Consider the following 13623-nt stretch of genomic DNA (forward strand, 5'->3'; position numbering starts at 1 on the left):
GGGCCGCTGCGACCCGTCGAGGCCATCCGGCTCGTCGGGGCCATCCGGCTCACCCGGCTCATCCGGCTGAAACGGCGCAGGTGGCCCAGGCGGTCCGCACGAGCCGCGCGGGTTCCCGATGACCTCCGGGACCGGCTGCCGCGCGAAGCCGACCGAGCCCGGCGCCCTCCTGGTCCGCAGCTCGCCGGCGGTGCCCACCGCGGCGGTTCTGCTGCTCCACGGGGGCCGAGCCGACGGGCCGGAGCCGCCGCCCGCGCTCAACCTGCCCGCCCTGCGGATGCGGCCCTTCGTCGCCGCCGTGACCCGCGCCGTCCGGGGCCGGGACGTGCTGGTCGCCGAGGTCCGCTACCGCCACCGCGGCTGGAACGGCTCGCGCGCCGACGCCGCCCGGGACGCCGAGGCCGCCCTCGTCCGGCTCCGGGACCGCGTCGGGACCGTGCCCGTCGTGCTCCTCGGCCACTCCATGGGCGGCCGCGCCGCACTCAGCGCCGCCGGCGCCCCGGCCGTGCGCGGCGTCGTCGCCCTCGCGCCCTGGTGCCCCACCGGCGAGCCCGTCGACCACCTCGGCGGCCGACGGCTCTACCTCCTGCACGACGAGACCGACCGCGTCACGTCGGCGCGCGAGTCCTGGGACTTCGTCCGCAGGGCGCGGGCGGCGGGCGCGGACGCGGCGGGCATCCCGATGCCGACCGGCGGCCACGCCATGCTCCGGGGCGCCGGCCTCTGGCACCGCCGCGCGGCCGAGCTCACGGCGGCGCTGCTCTCGCACGGCTGAGAGCCCCCAGGATCGGGTCCGTCAGCCAGAAGCGGGCTTTACGGCCGGAGGAGGAGTCCGGCGCAGGCCTCGTACGTCGCGCGGTGCGCCGCGCGCGCGAGCCGCGCGCCCCAGAGCGACCGCGGTCCGGCGAACGACTCGGGGGACGGCCCGGTCCCTGTAGGGGAGGGGGCGGCCACGCAGACGGCGTCCGTCGGTGTGCCCGAGGCGTCGGCGCCGAGTTCGACGAGGGCCTGCACCTTCGCCTCGGTGGCGGTGGCGACCGCGTTGACGAGGGCGCCGTCCGTGAGCGGCACGGGCAGCGACACGATGATGTTGATCGTCCCGGGGCGCGGGGCCGCCACACCGCCCTCTCCCGGTGCGGCCGCCCATCCCCGTACGCCGATCCCGGCGGTGACGACGGCCTCGGCACCACCGTCCGTCGCGTGCCGCCGGTTCTCGACCGAGGCCGCCGTCATGAGCCCCACCCCGGGGCCTTCGAGCCCGGCTCCGGAGGCCAGCGCGCGGAGGTGGGCGACGGGGTCCAGCCGGTCGTAGCCGGGCGGGACCTGGGCGTTGAGGACCCACGCCCGTTCCCCGATGCCGCCGCCGAGGACGGCGCTCGACACCATCCGTACGCCGGGTCCCGGGGCCCACGCCAGGAGGGGCCACGCGCGGCCCTGTTCCCTGTGGGTGAGCAGGGCGGCGTCGGCGAGGGACGGGCTCGTGAGGAGGGTTCGGGGAAGCACCTCCCCAGGGTAGAGACGCCGTTCCGGATCACCTCGTCAGGGCCGCCAGCACCTCGCCCGCCAGGGCGACGGGGTCGCCGGCCGGGGTCGTCGCGTACCGCTGAAGCCCGTGCGCCCAGGCGTCGTCGCTCGCGAACCAGTCGACGGCCACCGGCTCCGTACCGCTGCCGCTGCCGTCGTCATGACCGTCGGCGACACCGCTCCCGTCGCCACGACCGCTCACCAGCGCGCGGTCGAGACGCGCGAAGTACGCGGCCCAGCGCGGCGCGTAGACGTCCTGGACGAGACCGGCCCATTCACGGTTGGCGTAGTCGTGCAGCCCGCCCGCCTCGCTCGGATGCCGGTCGCCCCAGGTGGTGAGGATCGAGCGGGCGTCGTACTCCAGCCGGTCGCGCTCGGCGGGGTTCGCCCCCCAGGCGCGGGCGTCGGCGAGCCACGGGCCGAGCAGGAACCGCCGGTCGGAGGCGACCAGCCGCCCCAGCAGCTCCAGATGGGCGTTCCACTCGGCCACCAGCTTCCGGTAGCCGGCCAGATCCCCGGCCTCGTACGCCGTCCGGATGCGCGGGAGAAGGACGCGGGCGCGGTTGGTGAGCGCCTGGCGCGCCACGTCGACGAGATCGAAGCGGTAGGCGTCGGTCGTCCGCGGCTCGGGAGCCACCTGGAGCAGCTCCGCGAGCGCGCGCTCCACGGTGGCGGCGTCGTAGCGCATGGCGGTGGGGCTCCAGCGAGCCGCCCTGGCCGCCGTCAGGCTCGGCCGGGCGGCGAAGAGACTGTCCTGCGGCTCGCTCCACGTACCGGATCGTGTGCTGTACGGGCCGCGGCGCAGCTGCTCCCACGCGGCGGCGGCGTGGGAGTCGGCCCCGCCGTAGCGCCGTGCGGCGTACTCCGCGAACCAGGTCCGGTGGTCGATCGGGCCCGGCTGCCAGGCGAGTTCGGTGAAGAGGTCGAACCCGGCGGGGTTCCCGCCGGTGCCCTCGGGGAGGTAGGCGATGCCGCGCAGCGCGGACCCGGGCTTGGCCAGCCACGCGTGGAAACGGCCGACCCAGACGGCGCTGTTGGCGCCCAGGCTGGTGTGGCCGCCGAAGTTGCCGATCGAGCCGAACGCGTAGGGCGTACCGCCCCACTGCGCCTCGCGGTCGAGGCCGTCGTACCGGTCGGAGAGACCGTCGACGACGAGGACCCGGCGGCGGTCCACGCCGCTCAGCAGAGCCGCCGAAGGGTTCCGCTGCCAGCCGAGCATGACCCAGGTGGCGGCGGGGTGCGCGGCCTCCAGGGCCCGCTGGACGGCTCCGGCCGCCGCGGCCACGTCGACGGGGCCCGGCGTGCCGCCCTCGTGGAGCAGGTCCATCTTGAACATGTCGCTGTCCCCGAACCGCCGCCGCTGGACGCGGTAGTACGTCGCGGCCAGCCGCGCGAAGACCGGTCCCGTCGGGTCGAGCCAGTCGGGCCGGGCGAATCCCACCCACCTGCCCTGCGGAACCGTGACCGCGCCCGGGTTCCGGGCGGCGAAGCCCGGCGGCACCGTGCCGAAGAAGCCCGGCAGCACCGGCGTCATCCCGAGGGAGCGCAGGTGCCCCGCGATCCTGCTCCCCAGCGTCGCGCGGGCCTCGATCAACTGCTCGGAGACGGGGCCGGCGAAGCCCGACATGTTCTGCAGGAGCCACCAGCCCTGATGGGCCGGTCCCGGGATCCAGTCGCGCAACTCCGCCGCGTCGTAGCCGAACCGCTGGAGCGCGCGGTAGTACGGGTACTCGGCCCCGGTCGGCACGAAGACCTCGTTCACGCCGTGCAGCGCCATCAGGTCGATGTCGTGCCGGTACGAGGCGAAGCCGCGGTAGGCGCCGGAGTACCCCTCGTCGGTGTCGTTGAGCGCGTAACGGTGGGGGACGGCCGCGCTCCGGGTGACGGTGCCGGCGACGGCGGGGAGCGTGGAGGGCAGTCGCCCGACGCTGTCGCCCGGCCAGCCGATGTCGACCCCGGCCACCTGCTCCAGGTACCACCCCACTCCGGTGAGCAGCGTGGCCGGCGAGGTGCCGCGCACGCGGATCGACCCGGCGGTCCCGGAGACGGAGAAGTAGTCGCCGGAGGCGGACTCCGCGACGGCGACCAGGTCGAACTGCCCGGCCACGGAAGGCAGCAGCCGCTCCAGACTCGCCCGGGCGGGCGCCGGGTCGAAGAGGGCCGGGGGCGGAGCGAGGGCGGGCGCCGTGGCGGCGGGTGAGAGCGTGGTGACGGCGGCGAACGCCGTGACGAGGAGGGCGTGACGGCATCGAAGGATGAGACGACTGGCCATCCGGCTCCCTGATCGAGGGCTGCGCTTGCGCACAGTGTCGGGTGCCTCGCGCCCGCGAGGACGGAGGCGCAGCCGGGAACGGGTAAGTCGGTGAGACGGGCGAAGGCCTCCCTTCATAATTCTCGGCCATGGGAAAGTCCTACGAACGCATCGACGGCCGTCTGTGCACGTTCATCGAGGAACAGCCGATATTCTTCACCGCGACCGCCCCGCTGGACGGCGACGGCACGGTCAATCTCTCCCCCAAGGGCCTCAAGGGCTCCTTCGCGGTGCTCGACGAGCAGCGGATCGCCTACCTCGACTTCGCCGGCAGCACGGCCGAGACCATCGCGCACCTGCGGGAGAACGGCCGGATCACGGTGATGTGGTGCGCCTTCCAGGGGCCGCCCAGCATCGTCCGCGTGCACGGCAGGGGCGAGCCCGTCTTCCGTGACGACCCGCGCGTCGCCGGTCTCCTGGCGCCGGCGGTCAGACCGAGGCCGTACCGGCCGGCGACAGCGTGGTGCACGGACGGAGGACCATGAGCGAGTCCTCCAGGGTCGCCGCCATGGCGAAGGGGAACCGGTCGAGCTCAAGACAGAGCGCGACGTCGTCGGGATGGACTCCCTGGCGCACCCCCTCGCCCAACTCGGCGGCGGCGCGCGAGGCGGCGCCGCGTCGGAGGTACTCGGCCGCATCCGTGACGGGTTCCGTGGCCCTCCGGGCGATGTACTGCGCACACGCCAGATCCTCGTCGGCCTGCCCGTCCTCGCCGGTGACGACGAACGTGACACTGTCGCTCGCGCGCTCCCGCAGGAGCCGCGCCGTGGCCTCCGCCACCACGAAGCCGGCGCACAGCACCAGCGACGCGTCCTTGACGGCGAGGGCGCCGACCGTCCCCGCCGTGGTCTTCTGCACGACCGTCCGCCCGGCGAGGTCGACCGACCGCAGCAGGCCAGGGGAGTTGACCATGTCGAAGCCGGGCGCGTGCGGACCGTCCTTGAGCGCCGCCCAGTCCGGGTGGCGCGCCTTGAGCGCCAGGGCCTCGTCCAGCGACCCGGCGAGAACGATCTTCTCCGCTCCTCGGTCGAAGGCCCAGGCGGCCACGGTGTAAGCGCGCATGACGTCGACCACGACCGCCACGGACGGAACTTCGGTCAGCTGAGGTATCCCAAGGAAACGAGCGTCCATCGGGTCATGATCGCTCACGGCCGCCCGGCCGCACGGAAATCATCGGGTGGCAGGGACCGCGGCACAGGATCACATGTCACCCATCGGTGGCGTCGAGCTCTGCAGCCCCGGTAGCAGCCAGTCCTGGAACGGTGCGAGCACCGCCAGGACGAGGAAGGTGACGCCGACGATCCGGCCGAGCAGCGCGCCCCGGGCCGACAGCTTCTCGACGAAGACCACCAGGGCCAGTCCGGCCATCGCCGCCACGTTCATCACGCCGAGCGGCACGAAGACGACCATCAGCCCGGCGCAGCAGCCGACGCAGTAGGTGCCGTGGTGGAGGCCTACTCGCAGGTCGCGGGCCGGTGGCCGGAAGCCGGCGTAGCGCATCAGGTGGCTCAGGGGGTCGCGGCAGTGCCGCAGGCACACGTACTTGAGCGGTCCGAGCTGGTACAGGCCCGCGAGCAGGAAGGCCGCCGAGCCGATCCAGCGTCCAGCGGTCGGATGGTCGTCGACGAGGCCGCCGGTGAGGGCCAGGGCGGCGTAGGCGAGTAGCCCGAAGGCGGCCCAGACCACCAGATATCCGCCCATGAACTCGACGGTGCGTAGGGTCCGCGTCCAGCCGGAGGACTGTCTGCCGATCCCTCGCGCCCAGGTGATGGCCACCGGCGCCATGGACGGCAGCATCATGGCCGCCATCATCGTGACCCACAGCAGCAGGAACAGCGGCAGCGCCATCCCCATCGTGCCGGGTTCGACCCTCATGTCCCTGGCCTGTCCGAGCGTCAGTATCCAAGCGGGCACGGCGATCAGGACCACCAGCAACCAGGCGGTCGCGAGTTCCCGTGCCGGCAGCAGCCCTCCGCCCGCACCGGTCGGCGCGGGCGAGCGGACGGACGCGACGGCTGAGGTCCGGTGATGGCGCATCGTGTGCCCTCCTACGGGAGACCTCCAGCGGACACGCTGCTTGCACCGGGTCCTCGCTCAGTCGGGGCCGCTCCAGTCGAAGGGGAAGTGCTTGCTCGACTTTCCGGAGCGCTCCCAGGAGAAGCCGAAGGCGTCGGCGCGGTCGATGGTGGCCCGGCCCCATGTGGCGACCTGGCCCGGACCGACTTCGGCACCTGGGGCGTTGTGGACCTGGACCCGCGCGCCGTCCGGGGTGGTCGGGCCGGTGAGAGCCTCGGCGGCCGCCGTGACCCGGCCCGGAATCTCGGCTCGCCAGGTGCCCAGGTCCTCGTCGATCTCCACATGGATAGGGGCTGTATCCATGCCGCGCATCTCGGGGTGGAACATCTCTCCGAACTGCGCCGGCCATCCGCCTGCCTGACCGCCGAAGACAGCCCCGAGGGCATCCCGCTGGCGCTCGTCGGCGCGCTCGTCGAGAAAGACCGCGGCGTACGGGTCGGTGTGCGTGCCGGCCCAGACATCGCCTTCGAAGGAGCCGAGCATCAGGACGTTGAGATCGTCGAGCCGCACCTCGCCGAAATTGCCCTCCCGTATGTGCCAGACCAGCACGCCTTCGCAGTCGCCGTACGTCGGAGGCTGCGCGAACGTACAGGGACACGGGATGGCGCACTTGCATACGTCGAACCAGTCGCCGGCCAGATGCCAGCGTGTACCGGAGGTGGCCTGTTCTGTCATCTCGCTTCCCTCCTACCGAGCCCGAGGGAGCTCACTCGGAGTGGCGCGACCAGGGATCCCGGGCCCGTTCCCCGGGGCAGGAAGCAGCCTCCATTTCAGTTTGCGCCTCACCTTCCGGGAAGGGAAACGCCCACGTCGGTGCTCATGTGCGGCGCTCCTCCGCGGCGCTCCTCACCGGCGATCACCCTCGGTTACTATGCTCTCTTCATGCCGGAAGCCAGCCGGCAGCAAGGGGCGCGGCACCATCGACGGTCTGCTGGGGGTAGGGGGAGACTGGCGCGCCGGCCGAAGCCGAAGAGATGGGTGGCCTGGGAAAGTGTTGCAAGAGGTCGTAGCGACCCGCTATGTCACGCCCTTGCGTGAGGGCGGCTCGCTCCCCGGGATCGTCGAGGCCGACGATCTCGGTACGTACGTCATGAAGTTCACGGGCGCGGGGCAGGGGCGCAAGACGCTCGTCGCCGAGGTCGTCTGCGGGCAGCTCGCCCGTCGGCTCGGGCTGCGGGTGCCGGAGCTCGTCACCATTCAGCTCGACCCGGTCATCGGGCTCTCCGAGCCCGACCAGGAGGTCCAGGAGCTGCTCAAGGCGAGCGGTGGGCTCAACCTGGGCATGGACTTCCTGCCCGGTTCCCTGGGCTTCGATCCGCTGGCCTACGAGGTGGATCCGAAGGAGGCCGGCAAGGTCGTCTGGTTCGACGCGGTGATCAACAACGTCGACCGGTCCTGGCGGAATCCGAACATGCTGGTCTGGCACGGCGACCTGTGGCTCATCGACCACGGCGCCACCATGATCTGGCACCACAACTGGCCGGGCGCGCGGGCCTCCGCCGCCAAGCCGTACGACGCCTCCGACCACGCGCTCGCGCCCTTCGGGCCGGACGTCGCCGCCGCGGCCGCCGAGCTCGCGCCGCTCGTCACCCGCGAGCTGCTGGAGGAGGTCGCCGCCGACGTGCCCGACGAGTGGCTCGTCGACGAGCCCGGCTTCTCCGCTACCGACGAGGTGCGCGCCGCCTACGTCGACGCGCTCCTGCCCCGCGCCGCCACCATCCACGAGCGGATCACGCTCGGCCCCCGCACCGAGAACCGGCCCCAGCAGCCGCCCGGCTGGCTGGCCGAGCGCCTCGCGCCCCGGCCGCTCTCCACCGAGAAGGACAGCACCACGTGACCGACCGCGATGTCTTCGAGTACGCGCTGCTGCGCGTGGTGCCGCGGGTCGAGCGAGGTGAGTGCTTCAACGCGGGCGTGGTCGTCTACTGCCGTGCCCGGTCCTACGTGGCCGCTCGCACCCATCTGGACGAGTCCAAGCTCGCGGTCCTGGACCCGACGGCGGACGTCATGGGTGTCAGGGCCGCGCTCCGCGCGGTCGAGGGGGTCTGCCTGGGCGGCGACGACGCCGGGCAGGCCGCGCGCGACGACGCGGGGCGGCGCTTCCGCTGGCTGATCGCGCCGCGCTCCACCGTCGTGCAGCCGGGCCCCGTGCACACGGGGCTCACCGCCGACCCCGAGGCCGAGGTCGAGCGGCTCCTCGATCTGCTGGTGCGCTGAGGCCTGGCCGGGGACGGTGGGGATCGGTGGAGGTGTCGGTCGCCGTTCCGCCACGAGGAGTGACCTGGGGCACCCGGTGGGCCGTTGACACCGGGTGCCATCGCTTCTAGCGTCTCGTTCTGCGGACGATACTAAGCGGTCGCTCATGTGCGGGACGCGTGAGCGGGGCGGTCGGGCCGTCCGCGATCAGGGACGATCCAAGGGCGAGGAGAACCAGTATGTCCACCACCGAGCAGCGCGTAGCCGTCGTCACGGGTGCCGCACGAGGCATCGGCGCCGCCACCGCGATCCGCCTCGCGGCCGAGGGCCGCGCCGTGGCCGTACTCGACCTCGACGAGGCGGCCTGCAAGGACACCGTCGAGAAGATCACGGCCGCGGGCGGCACGGCCCTCGCCGTCGGCTGCGACGTCTCCGACAGCGCCCAGGTGGAGGCCGCCGTCGCGCGGATCGCCGCCGAGCTCGGCGCGCCGACCATCCTCGTCAACAACGCCGGCGTGCTCCGCGACAACCTGCTCTTCAAGATGTCCGAGTCCGACTGGGACCTCGTCATGAACGTGCACCTCAAGGGCGCCTTCCTGATGGCGAAGGCCTGTCAGAAGCACATGGTGGACGCGGGCTTCGGCCGGATCGTCTCGCTCTCCTCCTCCTCGGCGCTCGGCAACCGCGGCCAGGCCAACTACTCGGCCGTCAAGGCCGGTCTCCAGGGCCTCACCAAGACGCTCGCCAAGGAGCTCGGCAAGTTCGGCGTCACCGCCAACGCAGTCGCCCCCGGCTTCATCGTCACCGAGATGACCGCGCAGACCGCCGAGCGCGTCGGCATGGGCTTCGAGGAGTTCCAGGCCGCCGCCGCCTCCATGATCCCGGTCCAGCGGGTCGGCCGCCCCGAGGACGTCGCGAACGCGATCGCCTTCTTCGCGGGCGACGACGCCGGCTTCGTCTCCGGCCAGGTCATGTACGTGGCCGGCGGCCCGCTCAACTGACGCACCGACAGCAGCGAGAGGAGAAGGCGGACATGACCGCGAACGAACAGCCGGAGCTCTCCGGCAAGGTGGCCCTCGTCACCGGCGCGAGCCGGGGCATCGGCTACGGCATCGCCGAGGCGCTCGTCGCCCGCGGCGACCGGGTCGTCATCACCGGGCGCGGCGAGGAGGCCCTCAAGGAGGCCGCCGAGCGCCTCGGCGCCGACCGGGTGATCGGCGTCCCCGGCAAGGCCCACGACCTGGCCCACCAGGCCGCCGCCGTCGAAGCGGCGATGGACGGCTTCGGCCGGCTGGACTTCCTGGTGAACAACGCCGGCACGAATCCGGTCTTCGGCGCCATCGCCGATCTGGACCTGGGGGTCGCCCGTAAGGTCTTCGAGACCAATGTGATCTCCGCACTCGGCTTCGCCCAGCGGAGCTGGCACGCCTGGCAGAAGAGCAACGGCGGTGCGATCGTGAACATCGCCTCGGTCGCCGGTATCTCTGCCTCGCCCTTCATCGGCGCGTACGGGATGAGCAAAGCCGCGATGGTGAATCTGACCCTCCAGCTGGCGCACGAATTCGCGCCCCTCGTGCGGGTCAACGCCATCGCCCCCGCCGTGGTGAAGACGAAGTTCGCGCAGGCGCTCTACGAGGGCCGTGAGGCGGAGGCGGCCGCGGCCTATCCGCTGGGCCGGCTCGGCCTCCCCGAGGACATCGGCGGCGCCGCCGCCTTCCTGACCTCGGCACAGTCGGAGTGGATCACCGGCCAGACCCTCGTCGTCGACGGCGGGATTTTCCTGAACGCCGGAGTCGGCTGACCGATATCCGGACACTTTCTGGATTTCCTGTCCGGATTGGCCCCGGTTATACGTCGAATGCCTCAAGTGCCCCGTCAGACTCGAAGATTGACCTGGCGGGGTGCTGCGGTATCGTCGGCCGACCCGTGGCTGAACGAGGAGCGTGCACGTGTTCAACCGGACCAGTCTGCAGGCGGCTGCAGCCCTTGCGTCCATATCCCTTGTGTCCGGATGCGGTGTCTTTTCGGACAGCGACTCCGCCGGGGATCAGAGAATCGTCATCGGTACGATGAGTTCTCCCACCACGCTTGATCCGGCCGCGGCCTGGGACAATTCCTGGGAGCTCTTCCGGAATGTCTTCCAGACCCTGGTGAGTTTCCCGACAGGCAGTACGGCGCCGCAGTCCGACGCCGCCGACTGCAAGTTCACGGACACGTCGAGCCGGGTCTTCGAATGCAAGCTCCTGGAGGGCCTGAAGTTCTCCAACGGGCACAAGCTGGACGCCGAGGCGGTACGGCATTCGATCGAGCGCATCCGTACGATCAACCACAAGGGCGGCCCGAACGGGATGCTCGGCTCGCTCGGCAAGATCGAGACCGTCGGCGACCGCACCGTCGTCTTCCGGCTGAACAAGCCGGACGCCACGTTCCCGTTCATCCTCGCGACCCCCGCGATGTCGCTCGTGGACCCGGCGGAGTACCCCGCGGACAAGCTCCGCACGGACGGCAAGCTCGTCGGCTCCGGACCGTACGTCCTCGACTCCTACGAGGAGCGGAAGACGGCGGAGCTGACGAAGAACCCCACCTACAAGGGATTCGCCGCCCGCAAGAACGGCGGCGCGACGATCCGCTACTACGACGACTCCGAGGCGATGGTCACCGCGCTCCGGAAGGACGAGATCGACGCCACCTACCGCGGCCTCACCGCCGAGGAGGTCGTCGCGTTCCAGGACGACAAGCCGGAGAACAAGCGCCTCCAGCTCGTCGAGTCCACCGGCGCCGACATCCGCTACCTGGTCTTCAACACCCAGGACCCCTCGGTCGCCGACCCGGCCGTCCGCAAGGCCATCGCCCAGCTCGTCGACCGCGACGAACTGGTCAGCAAGGTCTACCAGGGCACCGCCGAGCCCCTGTACTCGATGGTTCCCAAGGGCATCGCCGCCCACACCACCAAGTTCTACGACCGCTACGGCACGCCGAGCGTCCCCAAGGCCAAGAAGATCCTCAGGGATGCCGGTATCGACAAGCCGGTCAAACTGGACTTCTGGTACACGACCGACCGGTACGGCTCCTCGACGGCCGCCGAGTTCACCGAGCTGAAGCGGCAGCTGGAGGAGTCCAAGCTCTTCGAGGTCGAGCTGCACGGAAAGCCCTGGAAGGAGTTCCAGGCGGGCTACCAGGCGGGCGAGTACCCGACCTTCGGGCGCGGCTGGTTCCCCGACTTCCCGGACCCGGACAACTTCGTCGCCCCCTTCCTGGGCAAGGAGAACGTCCTCGGCACGCCCTACGTGAGCAAGCGGATCACCGACGAGCTGCTCCCGAAGTCCCGCCGCGAGAGCGACCGCGGGACGGTCACGGACGAGTTCGTCGAGGCCCAGGAGATCATGGTCCAGGACGTCCGGCTGCTTCCCCTGTGGCAGGGCAAGCTGTACATCGCGGCCGGTGAGGACATCGGCGGCGCCGAGCGCGCGCTCGACCCGCAGACGGTCATGCAGCTGTGGGAGCTGCACCGCCGCGCCAGCTGGTAGTCCGCACCCTGCCCCGGTGGGCGGCCCGCGGGGGGTCACTGTCAGTGGCCCCCGGTAGGTTCTCGGACGGAGAACAGGAACGTCCACCGGAGGTTGTTGACCATGACCGACACCAGCATGCTGCCCGAGTCCTGGCGGGGTGTCCTCGGCGATGAGCTGCGGAAGCCGTACTTCACGCAGCTCACCGAGTTCGTCGAGGAGGAGCGTGCCAAGGGGCCGGTCTTCCCCCCGAAGGACGAGGTCTTCGCCGCCCTCGACGCCACTCCGTACGACCAGGTCAAGGTCCTGATCCTCGGTCAGGACCCGTACCACGGCGAGGGGCAGGGGCACGGCCTCTGCTTCTCCGTCCGCCCCGGCGTGAAGACCCCGCCCTCTCTGCGGAACATCTACAAGGAGATGCAGGCGGAGCTGGGCCACCCGATCCCGGACAACGGCTATCTGATGCCGTGGGCCGAGCAGGGCGTCCTCCTGCTCAACGCGGTCCTGACGGTCCGCTCCGGCGAGGCGAACTCGCACAAGGGCAAGGGCTGGGAGAAGTTCACGGACGCCGTGATCACCGCCGTCGCCTCGCGGCCCGACCCCGCCGTCTTCGTCCTCTGGGGCAACTACGCGCAGAAGAAGCTGCCGCTCATCGACGAGGAGCGGCACATCGTCGTGAAGGGCGCCCACCCCTCGCCCCTGTCGGCGAAGAAGTTCTTCGGCTCGCGGCCCTTCACGCAGATCGACGAGGCCGTCGCGGCCCAGGGACACGAGCCGATCGACTGGCGCGTCCCCGACCTCGGCTGAGCCTCGGCCGGATCCGGGCCGGGTGCGGCTAGCGTCGGCTCTCCCAATGGGTGAGCGGGTGGAGGTCGGCGTGACCGAGCAGCAGCAGGCGGCGGACGACGGGGTCATGACCAGGATCGGGCAGGCCATGATGCTGCTCCACGGCGGCGACCGCGAGGAGGCCCGGAACCGCTTCGGGGTGCTGTGGCAGCAGATCGGCCCCGACGGGGACCCCCTGCACCGCTGCACCCTCGCCCACTACATGGCCGACGCCCAGGACGACGCCGACACCGAGCTGGCCTGGGACCTGCGGGCGCTGAGCGCGGCCGAGGGGCTCGCGGAGGAGCGGCTCGCCGAGCACGGCTCGGCCGTCGCCCTGCGCGCCTTGTACCCGTCGCTCCATCTCAACCTCGCCGCCGACTACGTCAAGCTCCAGCGGCCGGACGCCGCGCGGGTCCATCTGGACCGGGCCCGCGCGGCATCGGACACCCTCGACGACGACGGCTACGGGAACGGGGTACGGGCCGCGATCGAGCGCCTGGAGCTGCGGCTCCGCAGCATGTGAGGGGTCGGGCGGCCCGGCGGACGGCGCGGTGCGCGGCCGGCCGTGTGCCCGGGCGCGCGGTGCCGACGGGTTCCGCGGCGGCGGCTCACCGGCCGTCCGTGCCGTGGCAGATCCTGGCCTGATCACTGCGCGGGTCCCAGCCCCCGTACCGCTCGCCCAGGTCGCAGACGTCCGCCCGGGAGCGCGGCGCTTCCTTCGGCAGCTTCGCGAGTCCCGGCAGCTCCGGCACGGCGGGCCGCGGCTCCGGGCGCGCCACCTCGCGCTGCCCGGGCGTCACGGTGGGGCGCGGCCCCCGTGGGCGCGGCGGCGCGGCCGTTCGCCGGTCCTGCTCGGCCGCGGAAGCGGGTACGGACGCGGGTGGGGGTGTCGGGCGGGGCGCGGGGGACGAGGACGACGGGGGAGCGGCGGAGGGCGGGGGAGCGGGGAGCGCCGCTTCGAGGGCCTCGCGGGCCGGGCCCTCGACGATCTGCGGCGCCACTTCCTGGGCGGGGACGACGGAGGACTCCGCCGTCGGCGCGGAGGCGGGGGCGGGCACCGTCGGGGGGGGGGGCCCCCCCCCCCCCCCCCCCCCCGGGGCGGCCCCCCCCCCCCCCCCGCGGGGGGGGGGGGTTGGGGTGTCCGGGAACCCCCCCCCCAGCGGGTGGGGCGGCGGGAGTAGC

The 13623-nt window shown here is 72.2% G+C and carries 14 protein-coding genes and 1 pseudogene; 9 read left to right on the plus strand and 6 right to left on the minus strand.

Features of this window, described 5'->3' with window-relative positions; genetic code table 11:
* Positions 1 to 118: 118 nt before the first annotated feature.
* On the plus strand, positions 119 to 775 hold the full coding sequence (locus tag ACWFR1_RS19285; RefSeq protein WP_453552641.1) for an alpha/beta fold hydrolase: 657 nt from the start codon (positions 119 to 121) through the stop codon (positions 773 to 775).
* A 38-nt stretch (positions 776 to 813) separates the two neighbouring features.
* Here the strand turns inward: ACWFR1_RS19285 and ACWFR1_RS19290 are convergent, their stop codons facing one another.
* Both ACWFR1_RS19290 and ACWFR1_RS19295 read right to left on the minus strand, forming a co-directional pair.
* Positions 814 to 1503 carry an adenosylcobinamide amidohydrolase gene (locus tag ACWFR1_RS19290; protein ID WP_453552643.1) on the minus strand — a complete coding sequence of 230 codons (690 nt, stop codon included), beginning with the start codon at positions 1501 to 1503 and terminating at the stop codon, positions 814 to 816.
* Positions 1504 to 1531: 28 nt separating this feature from the next.
* The gene (locus ACWFR1_RS19295; RefSeq protein WP_453552645.1) at positions 1532 to 3796 is read right to left on the minus strand and encodes an alpha-N-acetylglucosaminidase; all 2265 of its coding nucleotides are present in this window, start codon (positions 3794 to 3796) and stop codon (positions 1532 to 1534) included.
* A gap of 128 nt (positions 3797 to 3924) precedes the next feature.
* Here ACWFR1_RS19295 and ACWFR1_RS19300 point away from each other — a divergent pair.
* A pseudogene (locus ACWFR1_RS19300) lies at positions 3925 to 4254 on the plus strand (pyridoxamine 5'-phosphate oxidase family protein); the annotation flags it as partial.
* Between the two features lie 10 nt (positions 4255 to 4264).
* Here the strand turns inward: ACWFR1_RS19300 and ACWFR1_RS19305 are convergent.
* From ACWFR1_RS19305 to ACWFR1_RS19315, 3 genes are all read right to left on the minus strand, one after another.
* A complete protein-coding gene (locus ACWFR1_RS19305; RefSeq protein WP_453552647.1) occupies positions 4265 to 4966 on the minus strand; it encodes a 2-phosphosulfolactate phosphatase in 702 nt (233 codons plus the stop codon).
* A gap of 69 nt (positions 4967 to 5035) precedes the next feature.
* Positions 5036 to 5872, minus strand: a complete 837-nt coding sequence (locus ACWFR1_RS19310) for a DUF2182 domain-containing protein (RefSeq protein WP_453552649.1) — start codon at positions 5870 to 5872, stop codon at positions 5036 to 5038.
* Positions 5873 to 5929: 57 nt separating this feature from the next.
* Entirely contained in the window at positions 5930 to 6586 is a 657-nt protein-coding gene (locus ACWFR1_RS19315; protein ID WP_453552651.1) for a DUF1326 domain-containing protein, read from the minus strand.
* Between the two features lie 316 nt (positions 6587 to 6902).
* Between ACWFR1_RS19315 and ACWFR1_RS19320 the strand changes: the two genes are divergently transcribed.
* From ACWFR1_RS19320 to ACWFR1_RS19350, 7 genes are all read left to right on the plus strand, one after another.
* Complete coding sequence (locus ACWFR1_RS19320) at positions 6903 to 7748, plus strand: HipA family kinase (protein WP_453552653.1); 846 nt, start codon at positions 6903 to 6905, stop codon at positions 7746 to 7748.
* A complete protein-coding gene (locus ACWFR1_RS19325) occupies positions 7745 to 8128 on the plus strand; it encodes a DUF3037 domain-containing protein (RefSeq protein WP_453552655.1) in 384 nt (127 codons plus the stop codon). Before ACWFR1_RS19320 ends, ACWFR1_RS19325 begins: the two co-directional genes overlap by 4 nt.
* Before the next feature lie 218 nt (positions 8129 to 8346).
* The gene (gene fabG, locus ACWFR1_RS19330; RefSeq protein WP_453552657.1) at positions 8347 to 9108 is read left to right on the plus strand and encodes a 3-oxoacyl-ACP reductase FabG; all 762 of its coding nucleotides are present in this window, start codon (positions 8347 to 8349) and stop codon (positions 9106 to 9108) included.
* Positions 9109 to 9140: 32 nt separating this feature from the next.
* On the plus strand, positions 9141 to 9908 hold the full coding sequence (locus ACWFR1_RS19335) for an SDR family oxidoreductase (protein ID WP_453552659.1): 768 nt from the start codon (positions 9141 to 9143) through the stop codon (positions 9906 to 9908).
* 148 nt (positions 9909 to 10056) lie between these two features.
* Complete coding sequence (locus ACWFR1_RS19340) at positions 10057 to 11634, plus strand: ABC transporter substrate-binding protein (protein WP_453552661.1); 1578 nt, start codon at positions 10057 to 10059, stop codon at positions 11632 to 11634.
* A 102-nt stretch (positions 11635 to 11736) separates the two neighbouring features.
* On the plus strand, positions 11737 to 12420 hold the full coding sequence (ung, locus tag ACWFR1_RS19345) for a uracil-DNA glycosylase (protein ID WP_453552663.1): 684 nt from the start codon (positions 11737 to 11739) through the stop codon (positions 12418 to 12420).
* A gap of 70 nt (positions 12421 to 12490) precedes the next feature.
* Entirely contained in the window at positions 12491 to 12964 is a 474-nt protein-coding gene (locus ACWFR1_RS19350; RefSeq protein ID WP_453552665.1) for a hypothetical protein, read from the plus strand.
* Positions 12965 to 13049: 85 nt separating this feature from the next.
* Here the strand turns inward: ACWFR1_RS19350 and ACWFR1_RS19355 are convergent, their stop codons facing one another.
* Positions 13050 to 13499 (minus strand): hypothetical protein, encoded by a 450-nt coding sequence (locus ACWFR1_RS19355; protein ID WP_453552667.1) that lies wholly within the window; start codon positions 13497 to 13499, stop codon positions 13050 to 13052.
* Positions 13500 to 13623: the final 124 nt, after the last annotated feature.

This window comes from Streptomyces sp. NPDC055103 (assembly GCF_053607625.1).

Excerpts from the sequence above, each read along its gene's own strand:
- ACWFR1_RS19285 (WP_453552641.1), top strand. The coding sequence starts at position 119 with ATGACCTCCGGGACCGGCTGCCGCGCGAAGCCGACCGAGCCCGGCGCC.
- ACWFR1_RS19295 (WP_453552645.1), bottom strand. The coding sequence starts at position 3,796 with ATGGCCAGTCGTCTCATCCTTCGATGCCGTCACGCCCTCCTCGTCACG.
- ACWFR1_RS19335 (WP_453552659.1), top strand. The coding sequence starts at position 9,141 with ATGACCGCGAACGAACAGCCGGAGCTCTCCGGCAAGGTGGCCCTCGTC.
- fabG (WP_453552657.1), top strand. The coding sequence starts at position 8,347 with ATGTCCACCACCGAGCAGCGCGTAGCCGTCGTCACGGGTGCCGCACGA.
- ACWFR1_RS19305 (WP_453552647.1), bottom strand. The coding sequence starts at position 4,966 with ATGGACGCTCGTTTCCTTGGGATACCTCAGCTGACCGAAGTTCCGTCC.
- ACWFR1_RS19315 (WP_453552651.1), bottom strand. The coding sequence starts at position 6,586 with ATGACAGAACAGGCCACCTCCGGTACACGCTGGCATCTGGCCGGCGAC.
- ACWFR1_RS19310 (WP_453552649.1), bottom strand. The coding sequence starts at position 5,872 with ATGCGCCATCACCGGACCTCAGCCGTCGCGTCCGTCCGCTCGCCCGCG.
- ung (WP_453552663.1), top strand. The coding sequence starts at position 11,737 with ATGACCGACACCAGCATGCTGCCCGAGTCCTGGCGGGGTGTCCTCGGC.